General features: G+C 62.8%; 28 protein-coding genes and 1 tRNA gene. 7 read left to right on the top strand and 22 right to left on the bottom strand.

Going from position 1 to position 25,283, the window contains the following annotated elements:
- Positions 1-43 precede the first annotated feature (43 nt).
- The 7 genes from IVB24_RS21710 to IVB24_RS21680 all read right to left on the bottom strand — a co-directional run bounded on the left by IVB24_RS21710 (position 44) and on the right by IVB24_RS21680 (position 9,195).
- Entirely contained in the window at positions 44-841 is a 798-nt protein-coding gene (locus tag IVB24_RS21710; protein ID WP_094973901.1) for an MBL fold metallo-hydrolase, read from the bottom strand.
- Positions 842-854: 13 nt separating this feature from the next.
- Complete coding sequence (locus IVB24_RS21705) at positions 855-1,631, bottom strand: TatD family hydrolase (protein WP_247768592.1); 777 nt, start codon at positions 1,629-1,631, stop codon at positions 855-857.
- Positions 1,632-1,814: 183 nt separating this feature from the next.
- Positions 1,815-3,671, bottom strand: a complete 1,857-nt coding sequence (locus IVB24_RS21700) for a PAS domain-containing sensor histidine kinase (protein WP_247768591.1) — start codon at positions 3,669-3,671, stop codon at positions 1,815-1,817.
- A 414-nt stretch (positions 3,672-4,085) separates the two neighbouring features.
- Positions 4,086-6,089, bottom strand: coding sequence for a methionine--tRNA ligase (gene metG, locus IVB24_RS21695; protein WP_247768589.1), 2,004 nt, complete (start codon positions 6,087-6,089; stop codon positions 4,086-4,088).
- Between the two features lie 111 nt (positions 6,090-6,200).
- Positions 6,201-7,247 (bottom strand): DNA polymerase III subunit delta', encoded by a 1,047-nt coding sequence (locus tag IVB24_RS21690; RefSeq protein WP_247768587.1) that lies wholly within the window; start codon positions 7,245-7,247, stop codon positions 6,201-6,203.
- Positions 7,244-7,930 (bottom strand): dTMP kinase, encoded by a 687-nt coding sequence (tmk, locus tag IVB24_RS21685; protein WP_166475097.1) that lies wholly within the window; start codon positions 7,928-7,930, stop codon positions 7,244-7,246. The genes IVB24_RS21690 and tmk overlap by 4 nt, the downstream gene beginning before the upstream one ends.
- Before the next feature lie 2 nt (positions 7,931-7,932).
- Positions 7,933-9,195 (bottom strand): D-alanyl-D-alanine carboxypeptidase family protein, encoded by a 1,263-nt coding sequence (locus IVB24_RS21680; protein ID WP_247768585.1) that lies wholly within the window; start codon positions 9,193-9,195, stop codon positions 7,933-7,935.
- Between the two features lie 151 nt (positions 9,196-9,346).
- On the opposite strand from IVB24_RS21680, the gene IVB24_RS21675 reads away from it, so the two are divergent.
- Positions 9,347-10,300 (top strand): alpha/beta hydrolase, encoded by a 954-nt coding sequence (locus IVB24_RS21675; protein ID WP_247768584.1) that lies wholly within the window; start codon positions 9,347-9,349, stop codon positions 10,298-10,300.
- Here IVB24_RS21675 and IVB24_RS21670 read toward each other — a convergent pair.
- Positions 10,297-11,211, bottom strand: a complete 915-nt coding sequence (locus IVB24_RS21670) for a septal ring lytic transglycosylase RlpA family protein (RefSeq protein WP_247768582.1) — start codon at positions 11,209-11,211, stop codon at positions 10,297-10,299. The genes IVB24_RS21675 and IVB24_RS21670 overlap by 4 nt on opposite strands.
- A gap of 784 nt (positions 11,212-11,995) precedes the next feature.
- Here IVB24_RS21670 and IVB24_RS40060 point away from each other — a divergent pair.
- Complete coding sequence (locus tag IVB24_RS40060) at positions 11,996-12,124, top strand: hypothetical protein (protein WP_256471477.1); 129 nt, start codon at positions 11,996-11,998, stop codon at positions 12,122-12,124.
- A 17-nt stretch (positions 12,125-12,141) separates the two neighbouring features.
- Here IVB24_RS40060 and IVB24_RS21665 read toward each other — a convergent pair whose 3' ends face one another.
- Positions 12,142-12,432, bottom strand: a complete 291-nt coding sequence (locus IVB24_RS21665; RefSeq protein WP_247768581.1) for a hypothetical protein — start codon at positions 12,430-12,432, stop codon at positions 12,142-12,144.
- Positions 12,433-12,593: 161 nt separating this feature from the next.
- On the opposite strand from IVB24_RS21665, the gene IVB24_RS21660 reads away from it, so the two are divergent.
- Positions 12,594-13,184 carry a TIGR00645 family protein gene (locus IVB24_RS21660; RefSeq protein ID WP_166469358.1) on the top strand — a complete coding sequence of 197 codons (591 nt, stop codon included), beginning with the start codon at positions 12,594-12,596 and terminating at the stop codon, positions 13,182-13,184.
- 16 nt (positions 13,185-13,200) lie between these two features.
- On the opposite strand, the gene IVB24_RS21655 is transcribed toward IVB24_RS21660, so the two are convergent.
- Positions 13,201-13,521 carry a DUF1476 domain-containing protein gene (locus IVB24_RS21655; RefSeq protein ID WP_166469357.1) on the bottom strand — a complete coding sequence of 107 codons (321 nt, stop codon included), beginning with the start codon at positions 13,519-13,521 and terminating at the stop codon, positions 13,201-13,203.
- A gap of 251 nt (positions 13,522-13,772) precedes the next feature.
- Here IVB24_RS21655 and IVB24_RS21650 point away from each other — a divergent pair, with 251 nt between their 5' ends.
- Entirely contained in the window at positions 13,773-13,997 is a 225-nt protein-coding gene (locus tag IVB24_RS21650) for a hypothetical protein (protein WP_094973913.1), read from the top strand.
- A 58-nt stretch (positions 13,998-14,055) separates the two neighbouring features.
- Here the strand turns inward: IVB24_RS21650 and IVB24_RS21645 are convergent, their stop codons facing one another.
- From IVB24_RS21645 to IVB24_RS21630, 4 genes are all read right to left on the bottom strand, one after another.
- Entirely contained in the window at positions 14,056-14,247 is a 192-nt protein-coding gene (locus IVB24_RS21645; RefSeq protein ID WP_094973914.1) for a hypothetical protein, read from the bottom strand.
- 150 nt (positions 14,248-14,397) lie between these two features.
- A complete protein-coding gene (locus tag IVB24_RS21640) occupies positions 14,398-15,063 on the bottom strand; it encodes an endonuclease/exonuclease/phosphatase family protein (protein WP_247768579.1) in 666 nt (221 codons plus the stop codon).
- A complete protein-coding gene (locus tag IVB24_RS21635; protein WP_247768577.1) occupies positions 15,063-17,096 on the bottom strand; it encodes a VTT domain-containing protein in 2,034 nt (677 codons plus the stop codon). The genes IVB24_RS21640 and IVB24_RS21635 overlap by 1 nt, the downstream gene beginning before the upstream one ends.
- Before the next feature lie 170 nt (positions 17,097-17,266).
- A complete protein-coding gene (locus IVB24_RS21630; RefSeq protein ID WP_247768576.1) occupies positions 17,267-17,563 on the bottom strand; it encodes a hypothetical protein in 297 nt (98 codons plus the stop codon).
- On the opposite strand from IVB24_RS21630, the gene IVB24_RS21625 reads away from it, so the two are divergent.
- On the top strand, positions 17,547-18,332 hold the full coding sequence (locus IVB24_RS21625) for a hypothetical protein (protein ID WP_346771336.1): 786 nt from the start codon (positions 17,547-17,549) through the stop codon (positions 18,330-18,332). The genes IVB24_RS21630 and IVB24_RS21625 overlap by 17 nt on opposite strands.
- 172 nt (positions 18,333-18,504) lie before the next feature.
- Here IVB24_RS21625 and IVB24_RS21620 read toward each other — a convergent pair whose 3' ends face one another.
- The 4 genes from IVB24_RS21620 to IVB24_RS21605 form a co-directional block, all read right to left on the bottom strand.
- Entirely contained in the window at positions 18,505-19,248 is a 744-nt protein-coding gene (locus IVB24_RS21620) for a DUF2786 domain-containing protein (protein ID WP_247768574.1), read from the bottom strand.
- A 36-nt stretch (positions 19,249-19,284) separates the two neighbouring features.
- Positions 19,285-19,794, bottom strand: coding sequence for a GNAT family N-acetyltransferase (locus IVB24_RS21615; protein WP_247768573.1), 510 nt, complete (start codon positions 19,792-19,794; stop codon positions 19,285-19,287).
- Positions 19,791-20,117, bottom strand: coding sequence for a DUF1778 domain-containing protein (locus IVB24_RS21610; RefSeq protein WP_247768571.1), 327 nt, complete (start codon positions 20,115-20,117; stop codon positions 19,791-19,793). The genes IVB24_RS21615 and IVB24_RS21610 overlap by 4 nt, the downstream gene beginning before the upstream one ends.
- 559 nt (positions 20,118-20,676) lie before the next feature.
- Positions 20,677-21,216, bottom strand: coding sequence for a hypothetical protein (locus IVB24_RS21605; protein ID WP_247768569.1), 540 nt, complete (start codon positions 21,214-21,216; stop codon positions 20,677-20,679).
- Between the two features lie 239 nt (positions 21,217-21,455).
- Between IVB24_RS21605 and IVB24_RS21600 the strand changes: the two genes are divergently transcribed.
- Positions 21,456-22,609 (top strand): IS3 family transposase gene (locus IVB24_RS21600; RefSeq protein WP_247768568.1). Its coding sequence is split into 2 segments (ribosomal slippage): positions 21,456-21,705 and positions 21,705-22,609, totalling 1,155 coding nucleotides; the frame shifts between segments, so codons are not numbered across the junction.
- Between the two features lie 44 nt (positions 22,610-22,653).
- Here the strand turns inward: IVB24_RS21600 and IVB24_RS21595 are convergent.
- Positions 22,654-22,743, bottom strand: a tRNA-Ser gene (locus IVB24_RS21595).
- 178 nt (positions 22,744-22,921) lie between these two features.
- Here IVB24_RS21595 and IVB24_RS21590 point away from each other — a divergent pair.
- On the top strand, positions 22,922-23,116 hold the full coding sequence (locus IVB24_RS21590; RefSeq protein WP_247768566.1) for a hypothetical protein: 195 nt from the start codon (positions 22,922-22,924) through the stop codon (positions 23,114-23,116).
- Positions 23,117-23,641: 525 nt separating this feature from the next.
- Here IVB24_RS21590 and IVB24_RS21585 read toward each other — a convergent pair.
- The 3 genes from IVB24_RS21585 to IVB24_RS21575 form a co-directional block, all read right to left on the bottom strand.
- On the bottom strand, positions 23,642-24,064 hold the full coding sequence (locus IVB24_RS21585) for a hypothetical protein (RefSeq protein WP_247768564.1): 423 nt from the start codon (positions 24,062-24,064) through the stop codon (positions 23,642-23,644).
- 77 nt (positions 24,065-24,141) lie between these two features.
- Positions 24,142-24,333: a hypothetical protein gene (locus tag IVB24_RS21580; RefSeq protein WP_247768562.1), complete on the bottom strand. Its 192-nt coding sequence runs from the start codon at positions 24,331-24,333 to the stop codon at positions 24,142-24,144.
- A gap of 474 nt (positions 24,334-24,807) precedes the next feature.
- Entirely contained in the window at positions 24,808-25,131 is a 324-nt protein-coding gene (locus IVB24_RS21575; protein ID WP_247774147.1) for a hypothetical protein, read from the bottom strand.
- Between the last annotated feature and the right edge of the window lie 152 nt (positions 25,132-25,283).

Here is a 25,283-nt window from a genome sequence, read left to right as displayed (position 1 = left end):
AGCAAGGACTATGCCTGCCGGCGGCGGAATTTCTACCGCAGGTTCAGTGCGTCTCCAGCCGCAGCCCGTCAAAAGCGGGCACGACGCCTGCGGGCAGCGATTGCCGGATGACCTCGTAATCGACGTCGGCCGTCATGTTGGTGATGACCGCGCGCTTCGGCTTGAACCGCTCGATCCAGGACAGCGCGTCGTTGATGCTGAAATGGCTGACATGGTTGGTGTAGCGCAGGCCGTCGACGATCCAGAGATCGAGGTTTTCCAGCGCCCCCCAGCTCTCGCGCGGGATGTCGTTGAGATCGGGTGTGTAGGCCGCATCCCCGATGCGGTAGCCGAGCGCGGGGATGTTGCCGTGTTGCACCAGAAACGCCGTCATCGTGACGGCGCCGCCTTTCCCCAGAACGGTCTGGCTTTCCCCCGCCTCGATCGAATGCCGGGTCAGGATCGGCGGATAGTCGCTGCCCTCCGGCGAGATGAAGCAATAGGAGAACCGCGACAGGATGTCCTTGGCCGTCGACTGGTTGAAATAGGTCGGGATACGACGGCGCATGTGCATCACGACCGAACGCAGATCATCCATGCCGTGGGTCTGGTCGGCGTGCTCATGGGTCAGAAACACCGCGTCGATGTGATCGACATTGGTCGCGAGCAATTGCTCGCGCAGGTCCGGCGAGGTGTCGATCACGATGCGCGTGGTGCCGTGCTCGGAGATCCGTTCGACCAGCAGCGAGCAGCGGCGACGGCGGTTCTTGGGATTGCTGGGATCGCAGGCACCCCAGCCCAGTGCCGGGCGCGGCACGCCGGCGGAAGAGCCGCAGCCCAGGATCGTCAGCGTCAGCGTCATGCGGCTCCCAGTGCTATGCCTTCACCTTGGAAAACAGGCGGAAGAAGTTTTCGCTGGTCTGGCGCGAGATCTCGTCAAACGATACGCCGCGCGTCTCGGCCAGCACTTTCGCCACCTCGATCACATAAGCGGGCTCGTTGCGTTTACCCCGGAATTTGCCGGGCGCAAGATAAGGCGAGTCCGTTTCGACCAGGATGCGATCGGATGGAAGTTCGGCCGCCAGCGCCCGCAAGGTCTCCGATTTCTTGAAGGTCAGGATGCCCGTGAAGCCGATGTAGAGGCCCAGCGACACCGCCTTCAGCGCCAATTCGCGCCCGCCCGTATAGCAATGCAGCACGGCGCGAAACGATCCCTTGGCCGCCTCCTCTTCCAGGATGCGCGCGCAGTCCGCGTCGGCTTCGCGGGTGTGGATCACCAACGGCAGGCCGGTGGCGCGCGCGGCTGCAATGTGGGCGCGAAAGCCCCTCGCCTGCGCCTCCGGCGAGCCGTTGTCGTAGAAATAATCGAGCCCGGCTTCGCCGAGCGCGACGACCTTGGGGTGCTCCGTGAACGCAACCAGCTCGTCCGGCGAAATGCCGTCCTCCTCATCCGCATTGTGCGGATGAGTGCCGACCGAGCAGTAGACGTCGTCGTAGCGCTCAGCGATGGCCAGAATCTGATCGAGCTTTCGCACCCGAGTCGAGATCGTGACCATGCGGCCGATGCCGGCCGCGCGCGCTCGCGACACGATTCCGTCGAGATCTTCCGCAAAGTCGGGGAAATCCAAATGGCAGTGGCTGTCGACAAGCATTATCGAGCGTCGCTTTCCAAACCAGAGGTCGGCCGTCCGCGGTCCCGACCTTCGACGGTGCTGGATGGCTGTCGACGGGGGCCTCAGCTCACAGGTAGGGGTAGTGTGAGGAGACGTCAACCGGACCGCCGATTTCGCGCCCCGGCCGGTTCCTGCGCGGCCAAGCGCCGTCGGCGGTCAGGATCAGAGGTCCAGCACCTCGCGCACCTTCTGCGCCAGCTTGTCGCTCCTGTAGGGTTTTTGCAGCAAATGCACCCCGGCATCGAGCCGACCATGATGGACGATCGAGTTCTCGGTATAGCCCGAGGTGAACAGAACTCGAATGCCTGGGACGCTCTGTCCGATCCGCTCCGCGAGTTCACGTCCGGTCATGCCGCCAGGCATCACGACGTCCGTGAACAACAGATCGGGCGCTCCGGAACGCGAAACTTCCAGGAGCGCGGACGGTCCGTCGCCGGCCTCCGTCACCCGATAACCCAGGCGGCGCAATTGCTGGACGGCAAACATCCGCACATGAGGGTCGTCCTCGACGACAAGGATGGATTCAGCGCCGGTCGCGGCGGGTGCCGGAGCCTGTGAAGACGGGACAGCGGTCGTCGAGCCGGCCTCGGCACGCGGCAAATAGATCTTGATGCACGTGCCGTGCCCGACTTCGCTGTAGACCTGGATGTGCCCGCCGGTCTGCTTGACGAAGCCGTAGACCATGCTGAGTCCGAGTCCCGTCCCCTTGCCGACCGGCTTGGTCGTGAAGAACGGCTCGAAGATGCGGTCACGCATCTCCGGGGCGATGCCGCTGCCCGTGTCGGACAAGGCCATCATGACGTACTGCCCTGGATTAACCTCCAAGTTGTGCGCGGCATAATCGTCCGAGAGATCGACGTTGGCCGTCTCGATCGTCAGCTTGCCACCCTGCGGCATCGCATCGCGCGCATTGAGGACGATATTGAGAATGGCAGTCTCGGTTTGGCGGATATCGGCGGTCACGCTCCACAACGGCTTCGCAAGTCGAAGTTCGACTTCGACATTCTCGCCGATGGTACGCCGCAACAGCGCATTCATGTGCGTCACGACCTCATTCAGCTCGAACGTGCTGGGCTCGAGCGCCTGGCGGCGCGCGTAGGCGAGCATGAGTTGCGTCAGGCTCGCGCCGCGCTCGGCGGCGGCGATGATCGGCTCGACCAGCTTGCGAAGATCGTCGTTCTTGATCTCATCCTTGAGGACCTCTGCGTTGCCGAGGACGACAGTCAGCAGATTGTTGAAGTCATGGGCGATGCCGCCAGTCAACTGGCCGATCGCTTCCATCTTCTGCGCTTGTGCGAGTTGTGCTTCGATCCGCTTGCGGTCCGTGATGTCTTCCGTCAGGAAGGCGACGCCGCCGATGTTGCCGAGCGCATCGAACCAGGGGCGTACCTCCCAGCGCAGCCATTGCAGCCGTCCGTCGGATCTCGTGAACGAATCCTCGTCGGCATGAAGTGTCTCGCCCGCAAGGGCGCGGCGGTGAATCGCGCGCCAGCGTTCTGGAATTTCGGGAAAGACTTCATAATGTGACAGCCCGCGCAGATCGCGTCCAATGAGACCGTAGTCGACCAGCCAGCGGTCGCTGTAGACGATGTAACGCAGCTCATTATCGAGCATCGCGATCGCGGCGGGCGAGTATTTGATGAAATATCTCAGGCGCTCCTCGCTCTCGCGCAACGCTTCCGCTGCTCCTTGCTGGAGCGCTTCGAGGGTTCTGCGGCTGGAAACGTCCCTCACTGCAGCGATCGCGGCATTCCGGTCGGCTACGATGATCGGACTGATGCTGATCTCGGCCGGGAATTCCGTCGTGTCCTTACGACGCCCAGACAGCAGCAATCCACCACCCATCATTCGAGAGGTCGGCTTCCGGAAATAGGCTTTGATCTGATTGGAGTGTTCGCCGCGAAATCGTTCGGGGATCAGCACCTCGATCGAGCTGCCGACAAGCTCGTCGGGCGCGTATCCGAAAATGTCGGTGACACGATCACTGGCGAATTCGATCACGCCAGCGACGCTGATCATGATAACGGCGTCCGGACTGGCCGCCAGGACTCCTCTGAACCTCGCTTCGCTTGCGCGCAAATCGGCCGCTGTGCGGTCTCGATGAGCGGGTCCCTGCCCCAATCTCAGGTTACGCAGTCGCTGCCGAAATCCGGCTCTGAGCGACCTCCCAAGCTTTTTTGGCGACTTGCCTTCGTCCTTGATATCCGGTGGACTCAATTCTCACCTATCCTGCCTAGGTGCGAAAAGCAGAGTCTGGCGCTCAAGTTGCATTGATCTGGATCAATGACACGGACCAAAATCGCGTGCGCGGCGTCGGTCGCGCGGTTAGCCGCCCATCTGAATACCTGTCAGCAAGGGGCTGCGCAGGTCCAGGCGTCCCGCGCAAGCCCTCCTAGGCAAGCGTAAGGCCGGGACCCGGGCGCCGGGTCGTGTTTAAGCCGCGGGCTCGATGTAGCGCGGGAATGCCGGCGTCGGCGCCGGCAGCGTCGAGCCCGGCGCGATGCGCTTGTCCCCACCGAGCATCGCGAAAGTGCGCTCGGTCTCGGGAATACCGAGGCTGTCGAGCAGCAATCCCGAGGCGGTCGGCATCGCGGGCTGCGCCAGGATCGCGATCTGGCGCACGACTTCGGCGGTGACATAGAGCACCGTCTTCTGCCTGACAGGATCGGTCTTGGCGAGCGCCCACGGCGCCTCGCCCGCGAAATAGCGGTTGGCCTCCGCGACCACGGCCCACACGGCGTTGAGCCAGTGATGGATCTGTTGCGTCGCCATGGCCGCGCGGGACGCGGCGACCATACCGTCGGCCATCGCCAAAATCGCCTTGTCGTTGTCGCTGAACTCGCCGGGCTCGGGCAGCACGCCGCTGAGCTGTTTTGCGATCATCGACAGCGAACGCTGCGCGAGGTTGCCTAGATCGTTGGCGAGGTCGGCGTTGATGCGCGCCACGATGGCCTCGTGGTTGTAATTGCCGTCCTGTCCGAACGGCACCTCGCGCAGGAAGAAATAGCGCACCTGGTCGACGCCGTACTGGTCGGCGAGGTTGAAGGGATCGACGACGTTGCCGACCGACTTCGACATCTTCTCGCCCCGGCTGAACAGGAAGCCGTGAGCATAGACCCGCTTCGGCAGCCGAATCCCGGCCGACAGCAGGAATGCCGGCCAGTACACCGCGTGGAAACGGATGATGTCCTTGCCGATGATGTGCACATCGGCCGGCCAATAGCGCCAGTTCTTGTCGTTCTCGTCGGGAAAGCCGACGCCGGTGATGTAGTTGGTCAGCGCGTCGACCCAGACATACATCACGTGCTCTTCGTCGCCGGGGACCTTGACGCCCCAATCGAATGTGGTGCGCGAGATCGAGAGATCACGCAGGCCGCCTTTGACGAAGCTCACCACCTCGTTCTTGCGGGAATCCGGCCCGATGAAGTCGGGCTGGTCCGCGTAAAGTTTCAACAGCTTGTCCTGGTAGGCCGACAGGCGGAAGAAATAGCTCTTCTCCTCGACCCATTCGACCGGCGTGCCCTGCGGGCCGAGCCGGACGCCGTCATCGTTCAAGCGCGTCTCGTCCTCGGCGTAATAGGCCTCGTCCCGCACGGAATACCAGCCGGCATAGACGTCGGCATAGATGTCGCCGTTCGCCTCCATGCGCCGCCAGATCTCCTGGCTGGAGCGATGATGCTGCTCCTCGGTGGTGCGAATGAAACGGTCGAACGAGACGTTCAGACGCTCGTCCATCTGCTTGAAGCGACCAGCATTGCGGGTTGCGAGGTCGGCTGCAGACATGCCCTCGCCGGCCGCCGTCTGCACCATCTTCTGACCGTGCTCGTCGGTGCCGGTCAGGAAGAACACGTCCTTGCCGTCGAGCCGCGCAAAGCGCGCCAGCACGTCGGTCGCGATCGCCTCATAGGCGTGTCCGATATGCGGGACGCCGTTGGGATAGGCGATGGCGGTCGTGATGTAGAAGACGTTGTCGCGCGCGGGTGCGGCAACGGATGCGCGGACTTGCGGAGCTGCGACAGGCTTCGGCGCAGGCTGCACCTTAGGCTTCGACACTTTGGGCTTCGACACTTGGGGCTTAACAGCCTCCCGCTGGGCAGCGACAGGGGCCGGCGTGGCGATCACCGCAGCCGCAGTCACCTTGGCCTTCCTGGCCACTTTCTTCGCAGGAGCTTTGGCCGGCTTCTTGACCGCTTTCTTCACCGCCTTCCTGGCGACGGCCGGCTTCTTGGCGGCTTGCTTGCTGGCCTTCTTTACCGTCTTCGCGGCGCTCTTCTTCACGCTCTTCCTGGCGGCAGCCTTCTTCGCCTTCGCGGCCGTCTTGCCCGTCTTGGCAGCTTTGCGCGCAAGCGCTTTCACAGCCTTCCTCGCGGCTTTCTTGACGGCTTTCTTCGCAGCCTTCTTCTTGCCCTTGGCGGTTTTCTTAGCTCGCGTTGCCACGACGAATTCCTTTTGTCGGCATCTCAAAAATCGGGAAACGAACCTGCGTCAGGTCGTCGTCTTCCGCATGATTGTTTCGGAAAACCGCTCCGCACTTTCCCGGCTCATGCTTCAGCGCGTCGCGTCCGCCAGCCAGCCGAACACCGAGAAAACCAAGGGCTTGCGCTCCAGATTGTAGGTTTCGGTGTCGCGCGCGGCGCGGACGATCTTTTCCCATACCTCGGCTAGGCGCGCAAGGCGCGGCAGGTTCTGGTTGGCATTGGCATCGTCCGCATGCAGGCGCTCCGCGATCCAGCGGTCGATGCCGTCGATGAAGGCGCCGAGCGCGACGCGGTCGTTGGTGGGAAGCGAATCGCCGAGCGTGTGCAGTTCGCGCGGATCGACCTGCGGCAGTCGCGCCAACATCGCCGCCGTGCGCTGCTGCAGCTTCAGAGCATCGCCGCCGAGCAGCGTCAGCGCCCGTGCAACGCTGCCCTCGGAGGCCTCTGCGGCCTCACGCAGCGCAGGATCGTTCGGATCGAGCTCGGCTGCGGCCGCCGCCGCCCCGATCACGTCATTCGTGGCGAGCGATCGCAGGCGCAGCTTGCGGCAGCGCGACTGGATCGTGGCGAGTACGCGCGCGGGGGCGTGGCTCACCAGAAGGAACAGCGATTGCTGCGGCGGCTCCTCAAGAATTTTCAGAAGCGCGTTGGCCGCGTTCGGATTGAGTTCGTCGACGGTGTCGACGATGCAGACGCGCCAGCCTTCGGCCGCGGCAGTCGAGCCGAAGAAGCCGATGGTCTCGCGCGTCTCGTCGACGGTGATCACGGTGCGCGTCACGCCGCGATCGTTGGCGGTGCGCTCCAGCGTCAACAGGCCGCCATGCGAGCCGGCCGCCACCTGCCGCGCCACGGCGTCCTCAGGATCGATCGCGAGGTCTTCGGCGCGCTGCACGGCGGGCGCCAGCGGCTGGCTGTGGGCGAGCACGAAGCGCGCCATGCGATAGGCCAGCGTCGCCTTGCCGATGCCCTGCGGACCGCCGATCAGCCAGGCGTGCGGAATCCGCCCGCTGCGATAGGCCGCCAGCAGCGCGGTCTCGGCCCCGCGATGGCCGAACAGCTTCGATGTCTCGCGCGGATGCGGAATGGCGCTTTCACGTTCGGTCTGACGCGGGCTCATGCGGAGACCACCGAGGCTGGTGTGGGAAGGAGACGGTCACGCAGCACCGTCCAGACTCGGCCTGCGACCGTGTCAGGGTCGGAATTGGCGTCGATCAGCACGCAGCGCGCGGGATCGTCCGCGGCAATCTTGCGATAGGCCTCGCGCAAGCCCTGGTGAAAACCGAGCTTCTCGCCCTCGAACCGGTCGGGCGTGGCGCTGCCGCGGCGCGCGGCGGCGCGCTGCAGGCCGATCTCGACCGGCAAATCGAGGATGATGGTGAGGTCCGGCTTGAGATCGCCGATCGTGACCCGCTGCATCGCGTTGATCAGGCTCTCAGGCACCTGGCCGAGGCTGCCCTGGTAGGCCCGTGTCGAGTCGGCGAAGCGGTCGCACAGCACCCAGGTGCCCTGGTTGAGCGCGGGCAGGATCACGGTGCGGACATGGTCGTCGCGCGCGGCGGCAAACAGCAGCGTCTCCGCCTCGGGGCCGAGCAGCCTGCCCATGCCCGACAGCACCAGATGACGCATGATCTCGGCGCCCGGCGAGCCGCCCGGCTCCCGCGTGACGCGGATCCGCAGCTTTGCCGCCTTGAGGCGGTCGGCGAGCTTCTTGATCTGGGTCGACTTGCCCGTGCCCTCGCCGCCTTCAAAGGTTATGAAGCGTCCGCGTCCGGACGGCCGCTGTCCTGCGCTCTCACTCATGATCAGAGCTTCTCGGCGCCTGCGCGGAACATTCCGATCACGAGCTCGCTGGCACCGTCGATCGCGCGTCGCACGGTCGAGCCGGTGCCGATCGCTTCGGCCGCATAGACCGGCGTCTCCACCGCAATGTTGCCACTGCGCCAGACCCGGACCACACCGACGCGCTGGCCGGCCTCGACCGGCGCCCGCACCGGGCCGCTATAGACGATACGCGCAATCAGCTTGTCGCTGCCGTTCTTGTGCACCATCACCTTCACCGGGGTCTTGGCGACGAGCCTGACCGAGCGGCTCTCGCCGCCGAACACCTTGGCGTAGCCGACGGGCTGCTCGGCCGCGATCAGCGTGCGGGTCTCGAAGTTGCGAAAACCCCATTCCAGCATCTTTTTGGCTTCGGTGGCGCGATCCTCGTGGTCTTCCAAACCGTTGACGACCACAATCAGCCGCGTGCCGTTCTGCACGGCCGAGCCGACCATGCCGTAGCCGCCTTCCTTGGTGTAGCCGGTCTTCAGCCCGTCGGCGCCTTCCATCGAATTGAGCAATGGATTGCGATTGAATTGACGGATCTTGTTCCAGGTGTACTCCTTCTCGCCGAACAGTTTGTAGAACTCCGGAAAGTCCAGGATGATGTGCCGGGCGAGCACGCCGAGCTCGCGCACCGTCATCTTGTTGCCAGGGTCGGGCAGCCCATTGGAGTTGCCGAAAGTTGACTTGGTCATGCCGAGCTCGCGGGCACGCTTGGTCATGAAGTCGGATGCGAAGATTTTCTCGTTGCCGGCCATGGCTTCGGCGAGCGCGATGCAGGCGTCGTTGCCGCTCTGGATGATCGCGCCGTGCAGGAGGTCGTCGACCGAGACCTTGCTGTTGATGGCCGCGAACATGGTCGAGCCGCCCGAGGGCGCCCCGCCCCTGCGCCAGGCGTTCTCGCTGATCCGGTATTCGTCGGTCAGCTTGATGTCGCCCTTCTTGATGGCATTGAAGACGACCTCGGCCGTCATCAGCTTCATCATGCTGGAGGGCGCGCGCAGCTCGTCGGCGTTCTTCTCGAACAGCACGCTGCCGCTGGAGGCCTCGATCAGGATCGCGGTCGGAGCATCGCCGTCGAAGCCGGCATCCTCCGTCTTCTTGGCACCCTGGACGCTCTGGTTGGCCGCATAGAGAGCCCCGCCCCAGCCGATCCCCGCCGCCACGGCGGCGGCGACCATCCCGCGCGCCATCGCTCCGGCGGTGAACCGGGTCCGACGGAACGAAAAAAGACGAAATGCCATGGCCAAGCCCTGAGAGCGGCGTTCTAACAGTTGGAACCGGTGCGAACAACACGGGGCTGACGCCTGCCGTGAGATTGCACGATTCTCGCTGCGCCCCTATCGTGGTGTCTTATGTTTCTCGACCAAACCCCTGAAACAAGGCGGAAAAGCGATGTCTTCTACCCGCGTGATCAAGGCCAACGGCATCGATCTCTTCATCCGCGAAGCCGGCCAGGGTCCGCTGGTGGTGCTGTGCCATGGCTGGCCGGAGCTGTCCTATTCCTGGCGCCACCAGATCCCCGCGCTGGCCGAAGCCGGGTTTCATGTCGTCGCCCCCGACATGCGCGGCTATGGCCAGAGCTCGGCGCCGCCGGACGCAGCGGCATACTCGATCTTCGATACGGTCGGCGACGTCGTCGGCCTCGTGCAGGCGCTCGGCGAGACCAAGGCCATGGTGGTCGGCCACGACTGGGGTGCGCCGGTGGCCTGGCACGCGGCGCTGTTCCGGCCCGACATCTTCACGGCGGTGGCAGGCCTGAGCGTTCCGCCGCCGTTCCGCGGCCGCGGCAAGCCGCTCGACCTGCTGCGCCAGGGCGGCATCACCAATTTCTACTGGCAGTATTTCCAGACGCCCGGCGTCGCCGAGGCCGAGCTGGAGCATGACGTCGCGCGCACCATGCGCATCGTGCTCGGCGGCCGCGGCCTTGCCGATCCCAGCGCTGCCATGTTCGTGCAGGACGGCACGGGCTTTCTCGGCCACGCCACCACCGATGAGCCGCTGCCCGACTGGCTCGGCGAAGTTGACCTCGCCTATTTCACCGAAAGCTTCCGCAAGTCCGGCTTTCGCGGCGGGCTGAACTGGTACCGCAACCTCGACCGCAATTGGGAGCTGACGGCGCCCTGGCAGGATGCGCAGATCCGTCAGCCCTCGCTGTTCATCGCCGGCTCCAAGGACGCCGTCATTACCGGCCTGATCGGCGCCAAGCGCGTCAACGAGCTCGAGCGCGTGCTGCCCAACCTGAAGCGAAAGCTGATCATCGAGGGCGCCGGCCATTGGGTCCAGCAGGAACGGCCCGACGAGGTGAATGCGGCGCTGGTGAAATTCTTGAAGGAGAGTGCGGCCTAATAGAGCCCGCGGCCGCTCAGGATGCTGCGGGCCTCGGCAGCGCCGTCGGCCGACGCGGGAGCGCTCTCCGCGGCGTAGCGGCGGTCTTCCTCATAGGACACGGCGCGGGCGTTGTGGACCGCCCGGCCCCGGCTGCGGCTCGACGCCGACATTTCCGAGGTCGCATTGAGCGAAGCCATGTCGGCGGAAGTCGTGCCGAGATTATACGGCCGTCCCTCCGGCATCGGCACGTCGCCGCGGCTCGATCCCGGCAATTCCGGCACGAACGGCTTGGCCGAGGCGACCCGGACCATCGAGGGCGACGGCGCCGGAACGCCGGTGCGCAGGGTCGCCAGGAGCTGGCGGTCGTCGGAGCCTTCGAGCGGCGCCCGGCCGACATATTCGACGCGCACCCTGGCGACGCCATTGCCTTTGAATTCAAGCAGTTCGGCGGCCTTGTTCGAGACATCGATGAGGCGATTGCCGTGATAGGGGCCGCGGTCGTTGACGCGCACGATCAGCGACTTGCCGTTCGAGATATTGGTCACCCGCGCATAGGATGGCATCGGCAGGGTCGGATGCGCCGCGGTCAGCGAGGTCATGTCGAACACTTCGCCATTGGCGGTCAGGCGGCCGTGGAAGTCGTCGCCGTACCAGGACGCCATGCCCTCGGCGCGGTAATTGACGTCCTCCTCCGGAACGTAGGTCTTACCCCCCACGACGTAGGGCTTGCCGACGCGGTAGGTGCCGCCGCCCTTCGGGACCGGTTCCCCGAAAGCCACGACCCGGGGGCTCGAGGACACGCCGTATTTCGGATCGACGCGGCTGGCGAACTTGTTGGACGAGGCGCAATTGGCCAGCGCAAGGCAGGTTGCGACCGCCGCAACGCCACGTGCGGCCCGCAAAACCGAATCTGAACGTCGGATCCCCATGCGCCCCAAATACCACTTTGCCGGAGGCGTACCCAACCCGCTTTGGAGACGGGGAGCGCTGTCCAGTCCTTTGATCCGAGGCGGCCCACCACCGCATCGGAAGCGGTAACGATAACGCAACCCGAACACGGCGGAAATGGGGAGCGCGCAGCGATCCCGCCGGGATGGTAAACGAGACGTTCGCATTTTTCCGTTGTTCTACGGAGCGATGGCCTGCTCTGTGCCACGGCTGGACATTCTGTTGCGCCAAATCCTCACTCCACCCCCATTGTCGCCGGCTTCACTGGAATTCTTTTGACTGTGCAAGGCCGTCCGCGTTCTCTCGGATGCAAGGGCGGGATTTGGAATTTAACGATGATCGAGACGGTTTCGGCACTGATGGGTTTGGTAAGCGTGGGAATCTTTTTGGCCCATGCGTTTGAAGGCTACCGCACGAGGGCCTGAGGGCACTCGCGCGAGAGGCAAGCATCACCTCTTTCAAGACCGTGCGTTCGGACAATTTTGATCGATCCGACCGGGTATCAAAGACGAGAGCGGCAGGTGTCCCATGCGCAACCATGATCTGGTATCTGACGGCTTCCTGGCATTGACCGCCAGCGGTTTGGTCCTGCTCTGCTCGAGCCTCGTGGCGCTGGCGTTCGCCTGAGCGCCGCTTCATCCTCCCCGGCACGGCTCCACCGCGGCGCAGCATGCGCCGATGTCCCACTCCCATTCTGTTGATTGAATTTCCGCGTTCGGTGCCTCGACTCATGTCCAGAGGCCATCACCAACTGGGGTGACGCACATGCTTGCCGAGAAATTCTTTCTGGTCCTGGAATCTCTGATCCGCGGCGACCGCACCTATCCGGACGGAAGCCCCCGGATCATCAGCATTTCCCCGCACGTGCCGGTCAGGCTGCCGGCGCAGAAATAGCCGGCGTCACGCGCCACTCAGCGCAGGCCCAGCAGGGAGCGGCGATAGAGGCCGTCGCGGGCTTCGTTCAGGCAGACGAAGCTGCCGTCGAAGCCTTGGCCATATCGCTTCTGCCCCTTGCGGTAGTAGATGCCTTTGCGGAAATCGAGCCAGACCACCTTGTCGTGCGGGCAATGACGCTGCGCCTGTGTCTCGTAGCGAAACGGCGTCAGCGGTGTCGCCGAGACTTCCGCGGAGCCGACGCCGACCACGATCAGGCCGGCGAGCGCGATCCCGCCGGACCATCTGCCAAAGCCGCTCCTCGTCATTCCCCGCCTTCCGATCCCGGCCGTCGCGCGATCGGCCGTCCGGTACGCTAGCACGAAATAGCGTGCGTCGACGAAAGCGAGACGCGCGCTGCGTCTTCCGCCGGCCATGTTGTCGGGCTAGAGGAAAGCGAGATCGCTTCGTTTGCGAGGATGCGGCCTGAATGTCGGTTGAGCCTTCACCCCAATCCGAACCTCGTGCCGAACCTCGTGCGCCCCTGCCGCGCCTGGGCCTGCTGCCGATGATCATCTTCGGCTCGCGCTGGCTGCAACTGCCGCTCTATCTCGGACTGATCGTGGCGCAATGCGTCTACATCGTGCTGTTCCTCAAGGAGCTCTGGCACCTCTCCTGGCACGCGATCGACCTTACCGAGCAGCAGATCATGATGAGCGTGCTCGCGCTGATCGACGTCGTGATGATCTCCAATCTGCTCGTGATGGTGATCGTCGGCGGCTACGAGACATTCGTCTCGCGGCTCGACCTGCAGGGCCATCCCGACGAGCCGGAATGGCTCGGTCACGTCAATGCGAGCGTGCTCAAGATCAAGCTCGCCATGGCCATCATCGGCATCTCCTCGATCGCGCTGCTGCGCACCTTCATCGAGGCCGGCAATCTCGGCTTGGACCGCGCCGGCTACACCGAGACCGGCGTGATGTGGCAGGTGCTGATCCACCTCACCTTCGTCGTCTCGGCGATCGGCATTGCCTACGTCGACAAGCTCGGCGATTCCGGCGGGCGCAAGCATGTGGAGTGAGGCACCAACGTCGGCCCTATTGCTTGTCCCCTTCGAGCTGCGCCAGCGCCTGGTGCAGGCATTCCTGAAGCTTGGCCGCGACCTGCTCACGCGCGATGCCCTTGGCGGCGAGATCGCCTGACACCTTGTCCAGCACCTCGTCCATCGTCCGGCTCTCCAGATGGTCCGTCACCAGCGCGGTTGCGTAGCTTGCCGCGGCATCGCCGCCGAGCCCGAGCTGGCCTGCGGCCCAGAGCCCGAGCAGCTTGTTGGACCGGGCGGCAGCCTTGAACATGAATTCCTCGTCGTGGGCGAATTTGGCCTCGAAGCCCTGCTCGCGCTTGTCGAACGTGGTCATGGTCAGCTCCATTGTGGTTTCGCTGATGGATCGGACTTGCTGGGAGCGAACGTCTCCGTGCTTCGCGTCAGTTGGGATCGGTTGAAGCTTCCGGCGGAAGCCAAACGCCGTCAAGCCTGCCGATGCGCCTGCGCCGGTGCGTGCAGAGCCGCACCAGCCCGGCGCCAGCCAGCGCGGCTAGGTAGAGACTGTTTACCAATCGTTAAGCAGACTCAGCGCCGCATAGTTTGGGGCATACCGGGAGCTGACGCATGAACAGAGAGCTGCGGGAGTTTCGACGGCTTGAACGGGTCTGCCTGGAGCAGGCCGCTCTATCCACCATGGACCTCGCGCGAGGCGGACTGCTCAAGGTCGCCGAAGATTGCCGCATCGCAGCCGAAGCCATCGAGGCGCAAACGCCCCGCCGCGCGTTCACAGGGGCCGTCCAGGCTCTGATGCTGGTTTGGAGCGCGACACGCATGCAGAACCGGCATTAGCCAGCGGCATCGTTCGAAAACATCGCGTCGGAAGATTGCCGGCAGGACCCAGGCTGGATCAGGCCTTTTCCCCCGCGGATTCACGCGCCAGCCGCTCGGCCCTCAGCCGCTCCTTGTTGGCGTAAAACGCCTTCTGCGCCTCTTCATGGTCGCGCATGGCTTTTTCCGCCTCGATCCGGCGTGTCGCATCGCGCGCCTGGCGCTGCTCGGGGGTCAGGGGTTTGCGTCGGTAAGAAAGGTCTTCAGTCATGCGAAGACAACGCAGATGCGGCGGAAAGGTTCCACAAGGCGGACCCAGCCGCCCTGCCCGAAGGCCGCTCCACCAAAATATCGAAAAACAACCCCATGCACAGTAGCGAAGCTGTTGTAAAACAAAGCGTTTTTGTAAGCCCTCAAGGCCCTAAAACTCAATATCCGCGATCACGGGCAAATGGTCCGAGAGCGCTCTCGCCTCGTCGTCGGTCCACACTTTCCCGAAGCGGCCGTCGGGCGTCGCGTAGATCCGATCGAGTCGTAGAACGGGCAAGCGCGCCGGGAAGGTGCGCACGCGGGTTCGGTTCGGGCAGACCTGCGCGAGCACGCGCCGCACGGATTTGACCCAGAGCCAGTCGTTGAAATCGCCAAGGACGATGGTCCTTGTCGGCTTGACCAGGCCGACAAGGGCCTGAGCCTGCGCATAACGCTCGTGGACGCTCAGGCCGAGATGCGTAGCGACCACGCGCACGTCGCCAACCGGTGTCAGCAGGCTCGTGGCAATGGCTCTGCGCGGCTCGCGCTCGCGGTAAGAGACGTCGACAATCTCGGGCACTGCGGAGAACGGAAAGCGGCTCAGGAGCATCTGTCCGTAGTCGCCATCGGCGGTGACAATCGACTTGGCGTGAACGCGGTGATCGCCGACGACACTTGCCAGCTTCGCAAACGGATCGTCAGTCCTCGATCGCGAATCTACCTCCTGAAGCGCGACGACATCAGGGGCCCATTTGCTCAGGATGGAGCAGACCCCCTCCAGTTCGAACTTCGGATTGAGATTGAAGGTGCCATGCACGTTCCAGGTCATGAAGCGCATCAGCGCCTCCCGGCGAGCCAGGTCGCGACGAACTGCGCCCCCACGCAGATGCCGAGCCAGCCCAGGAACGCCAGCGCAAACAGCAAGATGTTGCTCCAGGATGCATTCGTGGCCAACTCCGCGATCTGGGCTCCGACAACCGCCATGGCAAGAATACCAGGCGTCATGCCGAGTGCGGTCCCGATCAAGAAGTCACTGAGAGGCAGCGTGCTCGCGCCAGCCACGACATTCACCACCGAGAACGGTGCGATGGGAATCATCCGGATGACGACGACGGCCAGAACACCCTTGCCGACGGCACGGTCCTGGATCCGCGCGGCACGCCGCCCGAGCAATCGCTGGAGACGCTGCCGTCCGAGGGCCCGTCCGATCGCGAAAAGGATGAAGGCGCTGAGCAGCACGCCGGCGGTCGCCGTGACGAAACCCAGCCATGGCCCAAGCGCGGCGGCAGTTGCTGCAATCAGCACGAGCACCGGAAACAGCACAAGCCCGCCGACGACAAAGGCCGCGATCGCGAGTGGCGGCCCCCAGATGGACTGGGAATAGGCGGACAGCAAGGTCGAGATGCGACCCGTGTCGGCGAAGCCGCTCAACGACGTGTACGACCAGGCCATCGCCAGGCCGAAGAGTGCGGCCGCGATCGATACGATCCCGATGACGGTCTTCGTGCTCCACATGCGAGATGCCGCCCTCTCGAGATGAAGAGGCCGCTCAGGGTCGGCCACCGGTTGAACCATTGTGGCCAGCGTGCTGGTCAGGACGGAAGCCTCCAGCTCCCGCAGCGTCTTCGCGCGATCAGCTCTCGACATTTCGTCCAGGAGGGCTGGGAGACGATCGTCGTTTTGCGTCACGGTCTGTTCGTCGAGCCCGCAGAAATGGGCGATCAGGCGACGGCGAACCGAGGCGATGAACTTGCGATGCTCGTCGGATGCGGCTTCAAAGATCAGGTCGCATTCGCTGTCGGCGCCCATCGACCGGTTGTTCAGATTGGCCGAACCGATCCTCAGGATCCGATCGTCGACGATCATGAGCTTGCTGTGCACCATCACGGCCGCTTCCTTGTCACCGTCGCGTGAGACCGGGTAGACGAAGCGAATACGGTCAGCGACTCCCGCCTCATCGAAGCAGCCGATGAAGGCCCCGCGGCCGTTCTGCATGGCCTGGGATTCAAGCCATGAGGAATGCAATTTGGGAGCAACGACCATAACCTGAAGCGAAGGCACGCGCTGCATCTGGTGCGCCAGCTCATGCGCGATTTTGATGGCGCTGGTGAACTGGTTCTCGATGTAAACGAAGCTCGTCGCGGACCGGATCGCCGCAATCATGGAGCGTTCGACCTCCCTGATGGTTGAGCCGCCAGGGCAAACCACCTCGGTCCTGGCGATGCCCACGGGGATATGCTCGGCCTCGACCGGTGCATTCGACGGCCAGCGCATGCTGCTCGGCGCGCGCCGGTCATCCGTCTGTTGGCCCGCCGCACGCCAGCGCTCCTCCGCAAGCTCGAACAGCGAGGCGGCGGCATCGCCCTCGACCAGGCATTGAACATCGTGAAACGGCGGGTATGGCTTGCCCCCGGGATCGCGGCGCGAGTCGTGATCGGCGCGATGCTCACTCGTGTCCCAGCGCCTGATCGTGAGATCCAGCCCGCCGACGAATGCCAGCGAACCGTCGATGCAGACGATCTTCTGGTGCTGGGCCGAACCGAACGGAAGCGTGGAATCCAGTTCAAATCGGACGCGGCCGTCGGTGTCGGCGGTGAATTTGGCCGCTGAATTCCACTCCCTTTCGGCGGCGTAGAACGAGACGAAGTCCCAGACGAGAATGTTGATCCGCAAGGCCGGCCGGCGCTGCACGAGTGCGCGCAGGAATGGGCCGAGCTGTTCCGGCAAGCCGTCCCCTGCCCGCCCGGACGCTCCGGCGAGCCTGGTCTCGCTATGAATATCCCACCCGACGATGTAGACGAGATCTTGCGCTTCGAGCAGCGCCTCGCGCAGGGCCGCGAAATAATCGGCAGCATCGTTCAAAACCGCCATGCGCCGCGCCTTGCAGCGCCGCCAGACGGTGTCGCCGGGTATCAGGGTCGATGAACTCTGAAGCAGGTGGACCTCGCAATCGCATTCGCGGCTAAACGCGCCGAACGCTCAACGGGTTCCACGCCGCGACGAGGCGATGGAGTTAAAGCGAGTGCCGGAGCCAACAGACGTTACTTGCTTCGGACAGTCTTTGCTCCGGCGCCCTTCAAGGCATCTGCAATCTTCTCGGGAGCATCGCCGTGAAAATCCACGGAGACCTCGATCACGCCCTCCAGCTTCTCCCGCCCTTCCGGCGCGGGCGCAGCCTTGACGTCGCTACCTGCCGCACGCGTGCCCGCCGTGTTCGCACGGCCCGCTGGCTGGACAAAGACGTCGCTTCGCGGCACGCCGCATTCCTGCACGACATGCTCAACCGCAAGCTCGGCATTGCGGCGCGTGTCGAATTCTCCAATGATCGTACTTTCCAAGAGCGCTCTCCGTGGCTGGACGAGAGTGCGAACAACAAGCCGGAAACGGCCGAGTTCCTGTCGAAGGCCAAACATCGGAGACGACGAAGTCATTGAGACAGGTCAATACGACCCAGCCAAAGCTCTGGGATCCTCTTCACGCAAGCAGATGGAGACCGCCATGTCACAACAGAGCAGCATGCATTTTTACCTCAACTGGGCCAAGGAGCGGATCGACGAAATGGATGCCGCGTTGGCCTCGTTCGAAGTCAAGGCCGGCCAGGCCAAGGCCGGGTCCAAGGTCAAGACCGATCGGCTCCTGTCCGATCTGACGACGCGCCGCGACGCATTTCAGGCGATGCTCAAGACCCAGGCGGAAGCAGGTGAAGCCGCCTGGACCGAGGCCAAGGCCGATCTGGAAAAGCAATGGGCCGGATTCGAGGCCCAGGTGAAAACCTACTTCGAAGGCGCCGGCAAACAGTTCGAGCAGCAACAGGCCACCTTCAAGGACGTTGCAGCAGCCCAGGCCAAGGCCTGGCGCGAAGCGGCGGACAAATTCCGCGACGCCGCGGGCAAAGTGGCCTCAGCCCGCACCGTCGATGTCGATGCCGCGCTCAAGCAAATGAAATCCGATGCGTCCGAAGCCGAAGCGCGTCTGCAGAAGCTGAAGCAGGCCGGCAGCGAATCCTGGTCGGTTCTGAGCGCCGCGCTCGCGGAATCCCGGAAGGCGTTCGATCAGGCGAACCAGGCCGCGTGGGACGCGCTAAAGGGCGCGGGTCCGAAGAGCTGAAATTTACTGCGTTCAAAAGAGACGGGGGTGCAGGAGCGCGCGTGGCGGCGGCTGGGAGCCAAGCGCAGTTCACGCCCCCTCCTCTCACCGGCCAACACGCAGACGGCTGCTGATCGACCGGAATGACACCGCCGTGCTCTCAGTTCCAGCCGAAGCCGCGCCGCTCACGCGGTCAGTTACCCTTGGGAGTCGTCCCTGACCGCGAGCCGCCAAGGCCCGGATTGATCGCCAGCGACGCTCCCGCAGCGCCGCCGGCTTCATAGGCCGTCATCGACACCATCCGTCCGCCGCTGCGCTGATTCCTGAGATTGAGGGCGAGCTTGTCGAATTCGGCGCCGACCACCGAGGTCTTGAGGACCACCAGTCCGCGGCCGGTGCCTTCGTTGGCCTGATCGCGACCAGCCTTGATCGCCACCAGCCGGTCCGCGATGGAGGCCACCATTCCGAGCGCGAAGGAGGCATTGGCGAGATGCCGCTGCTGGTGCCGGAACCTGCTGTAGTCGACCGAGGTCTTGAAGCGACCGAGCTCGGCGCGTACGGCGCCATCGATCAATTCGGCCAGATAATGCGCGACCTCGACATCCGCGCCGAGACCGAAGAACACATAGATGTTGTCGCCGCCTGCGTTCTTCTCGCGCCAGACCCGGCAATCGCAGAAATGAGCGATCGCGCCAATGCAGTCGTCCAGCGGAATTCGCTTCTTGCGATAGGTCTCGTAGACCCTCCGTTCGCACGGCGAGGCGCGCAGCTCGACGTCGGAGAGCGACAGATCGTGGCGATCCAGCAACTCGGCAACCTTGGCGGCGGCGGACAGCGCCTCGTCCTCGGTGCAGCCATTGGCGATCGTCTTGGCACGCAACGCCTGAATGCGGAGCTTCAGCTTGTCGAGCGCGGCTGGATTTGAGGTTTGGTTCACTGGTCACCTGCCCGGGGAAAGCCCGACGAACGAGCGTCAACCATCGATCAGCTTCCTTGCAGTCGCAACCGGAAGATACATCCTGCTCCGGTCGTCGGAGGACAAGCTCACGAAGTCGAACTCGCGGTAAAATCTGGCTGCGTCGTCGTCGATTGGATCGACAATGATTGCATGGGAAGCAATCGGCGCGGCGGCGATCGTCTTGATGGCGTCGAACAGCAGCGCCTCCCCGAGACCTCGTCCCCTGAAGTCGAGATGCCGGCCAAGCCAACTGATGAGAGCGACACCCACAGTCGGATATCGCGGCAGCTTCTTTTTGAGATGGTCGGGAATCTCCGAAAGAAGCACGCTATTCGACGACAGCGTATAGAACCCTGCGAGCTTGTCCGTCCCGTTTTCGACCGCAACGAAACAGCGCGCGAGATCGCGTTTGGTGTCCTGGGTGACCGTCTCGCGAAAATATTTGTCGATCCGGTCATTGCCACAACTGAACGAGGCGCGGTCGTGCGACGACAGCGCCTCAATTCTGAAAGGCGGTTTGCTCACTTCCCGATCAGCGCGGCATGACGACGCTTGGCAGCAAGCAGCCTTGCGTTCGGCTCCGGTGGATTCGTCAGCGCTTGAGCGAAAGCGATCTGGTCGGCTCGCGCCAGACGGATAATGCTGGTCTCCTCGATGGCGCGATGGGCCGCCTCACTGATGGTCGTCGTGACGAACGCGGTCAACGTCAGGCCGCGTAACTTCGCAGCCCGCTCCGCATCCCGATAGACATTCGTCGGAATTCGGGCCTCGAGCCGGGACACGCCCTCAGTCTTGGATTTCGGCAGCTTTGATTTGCGAGTGGTCTTGGCCTTTTTGGATTTTGCCATCCGAGCCTTGGCCGGGCTATTTCGCTTTGGGTTGAGCATGAATCGATCTCCGATTTCGAGTGTACGGCAGAATGCCGTACATCACAAGATCGGGGTTCACCGGATATTCGATGTGGCCGCGAGACCATCACGGGGGCGGGATGGCCGCCTGAGCACACCCGCTAATGATTCCGAGCCGGGTGACTGTGAACGCAATTGGTCCAGCGGTACGAAACCTGCAGACGCCGCCATGAAATCCACGGCACCGAAGGTAGGCGGAAACATCATCCGCCGCGCTTCTGCGCAAACGCTTGAAATAACTAGCGATGATCATCACGATAAACTTTCACTCACCAAACGACTAGCCAGTGTCGCCGATGCGATCACCGCTTTGGCAGTCGAAAAGTCGCAACCGTTAGGGCAATCAAGGCCAGAGTGCCTATCGCGAGGGGGCCATCGGCAGCACCACGTAAGATGCCGAGGACTTCAATTGAAAGATGATCTGACATGGATGCCTCCGCAAGGTTTCGCGTCGGAATCTCATCTCTCACAGATGCAGTGCGGGGACAAAAATCAAACTTTAATGTCCCCGCAAAAGCACCTCCTCCAATGTGGACACAACCAAATTACTGCCCTTGGCAGCAACGATGTTGTCGAACAAGACCGCCATCGGGACAAAGGACTTTTTTGTCCTTTTGTACCGCTGACGGAGAGCTTGCTCCGAGCCGGGAATTAACTTTTGGGCAGCTATCATCGTGATCGCTTTTCGGTCAGACAAACCATCCCGACGCTTTAGGAGTTCGACGTGCATGGCAAGTGATATATTCTCGTCAGTCAACTTCGCTGGTTTGCCACGCTTGCGCGGTGGCTCACTAAAGCCAGGAACGTGGTCCCTAGCCAGATGCCAAGCAAGTTTGGACCAAGCAATTGCCGTTCTTGCGGGATCGAATTCAAACGCGTCTGTGGGATCGAGTTTGTAATGAACAAACAGCGCCTTCATTTTTTCGTCGTGCATCTTGCGAAGCTCGTCGTCGGTCGGCGCTGTCAGGAGGCCCCACCTCGGAACGGGTTCCGCTAAAATCCCGTCATAGACAATCTTTGGTCTGCCGGTTTTCGCCATTAGGTTTGATCCCGCGCGCTGGGCGGTTCGGAATCGGTCCCGCCGTCGAGAATTATCCCTGCCTTTTTAGGCGGCAGCTGCATAGGCCGTTACAATGGCTTCACACCAGTTGTTCCGAAATGGTTTGGTTAGTCGCTATTGGTCAGTCGAAAGCGCCCTATATTGAAAATATTTGCCTTTGAGCTGCTGCCGGTTTGATGGACACCGAGATTGGGTGTTTCATGAAGCCGGAGGTGGTCATGCAGAGACGGAAGTTCAGTCGAGAGTTCAAGGTCGAGGCGGTCAAGCTTGTCAGGGAACGAGGGGTGTCGGTGGCGCAAGCCGGCCGCGACCTGGGGGTTCATGAGAACGTGCTGCGCAAATGGGTGAAGGAGTTCGGCTCCGATCCCGTTCAGGCCTTCCCCGGCCACGGGCAAATGAAGCCTGAGCAATTGGAGATCGAGCGGCTGCGGCGCGAGGTCACCAAGCTGAAGGCGGAGCGGGACATCCTAAAAAAGGCCGCTGCCTACTTCGCGAAGGAAGCGACATGAAGTTCGGCTTCATCGCGAAGCACCGGACCATCTGGCCGGTGGCATGGCTATGCGAAGCAATGGGCGTATCGCGGTCGGGCTTCCATGCCTGGCTGAACCGATCGCCCAGCGCCAGATCCCGAAGCGACGAGACGGTAGGCCAGAGGGTCAAGGCGAGCTTCGTTGCCAGCGACCGGACCTATGGCGCACGGCGCGTCTGGAGAGACCTTCTGGCAGACGGCGTCGACTGCGGCCTGCATCGAATCGAGCGGCTGATGCGCCTGCAGGCCTTGCGGGCGAGACCAAGGCGCCGGCGCCTGCCGAAGGACGAAGGCGACCGGCAGATAGCGAACGTGCCGGCGAACCTTCTGGATCGTCAGTTTGTGGCTGAGCGGCCGAACCAGAAGTGGATCGCCGACTTCACCTACATCTGGACCGCCGAGGGCTGGCTCTACGTGTCGGCCGTGATCGACCTGTTCTCGCGCCGTGTGGTCGGCTGGTCGATGAGCTCTAGTATGACAGCGCAATTGGTTGCCGATGCCCTGTTGATGGCAGTCTGGCGCCGCGGCAACCCGGATGCTTTGATGCATCATTCCGATCGCGGCAGCCAATACGTCAGCGAACAGTTCCAGCGCCTGATGGCCGACAGCGGGATCGTTTGCAGCATGAGCCGATCCGGCAATGTGTGGGACAACGCGGCGATGGAGAGCTTCTTCTCGTCGTTGAAGACCGAGCGCACCGAGCGCAAGACCTATCGCACCAGGAACGAGGCAAGAGCAGATGTGTTCGACTACATCGAGCGGTTCCATAACGCCGTCCGGCGTCATTCGACCATCGGCTATCTCAGCCCCGTTGAGTTCGAGCGTAAGGTGGGATTAGCTTAACCTGGTGTCCATCAAACCGGCAGCAGCTCACTTTTGGCCTTGACTGGCGGAAGGGGTGGGATTCGAACCCACGGTACCCTTGCGGGCACGCCGGTTTTCAAGACCGGTGCCTTAAACCACTCGGCCACCCTTCCTTAGCAGCGAGATCAGGCACTTAGCGGATCGCCAGTCCGAACGCAACGCGAACTTGGGACCCATCCAGGCCCAACGTTGCTTTCCGGTGAACACCCGCGCGCACCCTGATTGCGCGACTCGGAAGTTCGGCATGATGATCCGTGGCGTCAACTCGAACAGGATGGGAGATCTTTGGCCATGTTTCGAGATATCATCGACGAACACCGCAGAATGGCGAAACAACAACTTAGCGACGCCGCGGACTTGGCATCGGGCGCCTGGCGCATCAGAGATCAGCACGGCGACCAATCGGGCGCGATCGCAGCGCTAAAGCGGAGCCTAGCCGGCCGACTGCTGGGGCTGGCCAATGCCTATGAGGAGCGGGATCGATGACAACTCCTACTGGCTGGCAGCCAATGGATTCCTGTCCTCGCGACAAAGAGGTAACGCTATGGGCCACGGAGTTTCCCACTGGCGACTCTTGTCGGGAGATACGCGGCTACTTTCACGAGCCTCTAGGTTGGGTTGCGGCATCCAACGACGGGCAGAATTTTACAATCTTATACCCGCAGGCTTGGCTTCCCGTCTGATCAAAATTTAGAAAAGCCTACGGTGAGCGCGCTTATCTGAGCGTAAAGTCCGTGTTCGCCGTCTGATGCCGGTTGCGCTTAGCATAGTTGAACGGGAGCACCGCCGGCTCGTCCCCTACCCGCTCCGCGACGACGTGGACGGGCACGCCCGATCAAGCAACAACGTTGTATGCCGGCAGGCCACGGCGCGGGACATCGGCGTGCTGCTCGAATACGCATATGAGATCCAGCTCGCGGCATGGTTCGAGTGCGATGGCTGACGCGGCAATAGGTTCGAGACAGGCTCCTACTAGCGCTGGTACGGTGGATGCGACACCTGTCAAATTGATCAAGTCGGCCCCGCAGGTTCGTCGGCGGGCCTTCGGAGGTGCGCAGATTCTCTCAGCCACCCAAATTTTTGTCGGTGCCGCCCGATGAACATTCGGATGTTTTTGAAGGTTTCGCGGTCTTGCAGGTGCCCAATGATGAAGCCACGAAGATCTTCATCGCGCTCGATCAAGCTGATTGAGTGAAGCAGATAGGCGTCCAGCAGCCGACGAGTCTCGCCGTAAAAAATACCGTCGCACACGGCTGCACAAGCGACCTCGATCGCATTGAAGAGCTCAGCCGCTGCGAATTCCCTCTTTTCCTCGGTGGCACTGATATAATCGAGCCAACATTTGCGATTGGCTTCGTGCAACGTCACCAGCGCGGCGGCCGATCCGGCTCGCTGGCCAAAGGAAAGTTGGCGCAGGGCCAGGAATACAGCCAAGCAAGCAAGCGGAAGCCCGACTATCGTGCAAACTGATGACCAATACTGGACACTCTCCGAAGAGGGCCAGAGGTCACTCACTTTTCCGATTTTGGCTGCTGGGCCTGGCCGGATCCAGTAGCCGGCTGTCCGCTCGGATTCGATACCTGCTGAGGTGCGACAGCGCGCTCCAAATGGCGCGTGGTGAGTTGTTTCTCAACGTGGACTAGGGTGGCGGAGTCGCCAACGCCGCGAAACTCTCGGGTGACCTCAATTTTCTTGGTCATCATGCCTCCTCCGGCCAGTCCTTGCTGGACCCGTTTTTGGACCCAAACTGCCGAGAACGAGCCTATTGGAACCAGACTGGCTTGGATTAGGGCGAGAAAAAGACGCAATTCAATCAATGCAAGTGAAACAGGTGGATATCAACCGGTATGCCAGAGGACGTATTCCAAGACCGGAGCCTTAAATTACTCGGACACCCTTCCGAATCCTGCAATGGCTGTCGCTTAACGTTGTCGACGGCGCACGACAACGCGAAGTTGGCGCCTGTCGCAAACACGGGTCTGTCAGGCGAGCGTCAGGCTAATCACTTAACCTATGCCCATCAGCAATCCCGGACACTGGCGACATCTCCCAGGGCGTCGCTGGTTGCGAGGCCCGGTTTGGATTCGCCTCCGTTTCCGGGCCTCGTTTGCTGCCGTGCAAAGAAAAACGGCGCCCCGTGAGGAGCGCCGTCTGGATTTGTCGTTGCTGCGTCCAGCTCAGTAGCCGCAGCTCGCGCAGTTCATCTGCACCGGGGCGTAATAGGAATAGCCAGGCTGGACCATCTCGACGCGCTGGCGCGTGGCGTATTGCGGGGGGATGCGCTCGTACTGGACGCTCGGCGGCGCGACCATCACGGTCTGCGGCACCATCACGGTGCGGTACTGCGCGGGCGAGCGATGCGCCACGACGGCGCCCGGCGACACCATCACGGTCTCGTCGACAGTGCGGTATTGCGGCTGCACGTATTGCTGCTGATAGCAGGTCTGGCACGGCGGCGGTGCGTAGCAATTGTAGCATCCGGCGGAGGCCGCGCCCGTCATGGAAATCGCGGCGACCGCGGTGGAGAAAACAACGGCGAGAGTACGAGACATTATGCGGTGCCCCAATTGCCCGAAATGGATTTGCGAAGGTGGCCGCATCATACTCCGCAAAATTTCGAGCCGCTGAAGTTCATCGGGGCATCCTTAATGCA

This window comes from Bradyrhizobium sp. 192 (assembly GCF_023100965.1).
GTDB lineage: Bacteria > Pseudomonadota > Alphaproteobacteria > Rhizobiales > Xanthobacteraceae > Bradyrhizobium > Bradyrhizobium symbiodeficiens.
The sequence above is the reverse complement of the archived record's forward strand: the minus strand, read 5'-3'. Positions and strand labels throughout refer to the sequence as shown.

Coding starts and splice junctions, on each gene's coding strand:
- IVB24_RS21575 (WP_247774147.1), bottom strand. CDS start 25,131: ATGACGGGCGCGGCCTCCGCCGGATGCTACAATTGCTACGCACCGCCG.
- IVB24_RS21675 (WP_247768584.1), top strand. CDS start 9,347: ATGTCTTCTACCCGCGTGATCAAGGCCAACGGCATCGATCTCTTCATC.
- IVB24_RS21670 (WP_247768582.1), bottom strand. CDS start 11,211: ATGGGGATCCGACGTTCAGATTCGGTTTTGCGGGCCGCACGTGGCGTT.
- IVB24_RS21665 (WP_247768581.1), bottom strand. CDS start 12,432: ATGACGAGGAGCGGCTTTGGCAGATGGTCCGGCGGGATCGCGCTCGCC.
- IVB24_RS21580 (WP_247768562.1), bottom strand. CDS start 24,333: ATGATGACCAAGAAAATTGAGGTCACCCGAGAGTTTCGCGGCGTTGGC.
- IVB24_RS21590 (WP_247768566.1), top strand. CDS start 22,922: ATGTTTCGAGATATCATCGACGAACACCGCAGAATGGCGAAACAACAA.
- IVB24_RS21610 (WP_247768571.1), bottom strand. CDS start 20,117: ATGGCAAAATCCAAAAAGGCCAAGACCACTCGCAAATCAAAGCTGCCG.
- tmk (WP_166475097.1), bottom strand. CDS start 7,930: ATGAGTGAGAGCGCAGGACAGCGGCCGTCCGGACGCGGACGCTTCATA.
- IVB24_RS40060 (WP_256471477.1), top strand. CDS start 11,996: ATGCTTGCCGAGAAATTCTTTCTGGTCCTGGAATCTCTGATCCGCGGC.
- IVB24_RS21650 (WP_094973913.1), top strand. CDS start 13,773: ATGAACAGAGAGCTGCGGGAGTTTCGACGGCTTGAACGGGTCTGCCTG.
- IVB24_RS21640 (WP_247768579.1), bottom strand. CDS start 15,063: ATGCGCTTCATGACCTGGAACGTGCATGGCACCTTCAATCTCAATCCG.
- IVB24_RS21700 (WP_247768591.1), bottom strand. CDS start 3,671: ATGATCAGCGTCGCTGGCGTGATCGAATTCGCCAGTGATCGTGTCACC.
- IVB24_RS21645 (WP_094973914.1), bottom strand. CDS start 14,247: ATGACTGAAGACCTTTCTTACCGACGCAAACCCCTGACCCCCGAGCAG.
- IVB24_RS21660 (WP_166469358.1), top strand. CDS start 12,594: ATGTCGGTTGAGCCTTCACCCCAATCCGAACCTCGTGCCGAACCTCGT.
- IVB24_RS21635 (WP_247768577.1), bottom strand. CDS start 17,096: ATGGCGGTTTTGAACGATGCTGCCGATTATTTCGCGGCCCTGCGCGAG.
- IVB24_RS21680 (WP_247768585.1), bottom strand. CDS start 9,195: ATGGCATTTCGTCTTTTTTCGTTCCGTCGGACCCGGTTCACCGCCGGA.
- IVB24_RS21690 (WP_247768587.1), bottom strand. CDS start 7,247: ATGAGCCCGCGTCAGACCGAACGTGAAAGCGCCATTCCGCATCCGCGC.
- IVB24_RS21705 (WP_247768592.1), bottom strand. CDS start 1,631: ATGCTTGTCGACAGCCACTGCCATTTGGATTTCCCCGACTTTGCGGAA.
- IVB24_RS21655 (WP_166469357.1), bottom strand. CDS start 13,521: ATGACCACGTTCGACAAGCGCGAGCAGGGCTTCGAGGCCAAATTCGCC.
- IVB24_RS21605 (WP_247768569.1), bottom strand. CDS start 21,216: ATGGCGAAAACCGGCAGACCAAAGATTGTCTATGACGGGATTTTAGCG.
- IVB24_RS21625 (WP_346771336.1), top strand. CDS start 17,547: ATGATCGTACTTTCCAAGAGCGCTCTCCGTGGCTGGACGAGAGTGCGA.
- IVB24_RS21710 (WP_094973901.1), bottom strand. CDS start 841: ATGACGCTGACGCTGACGATCCTGGGCTGCGGCTCTTCCGCCGGCGTG.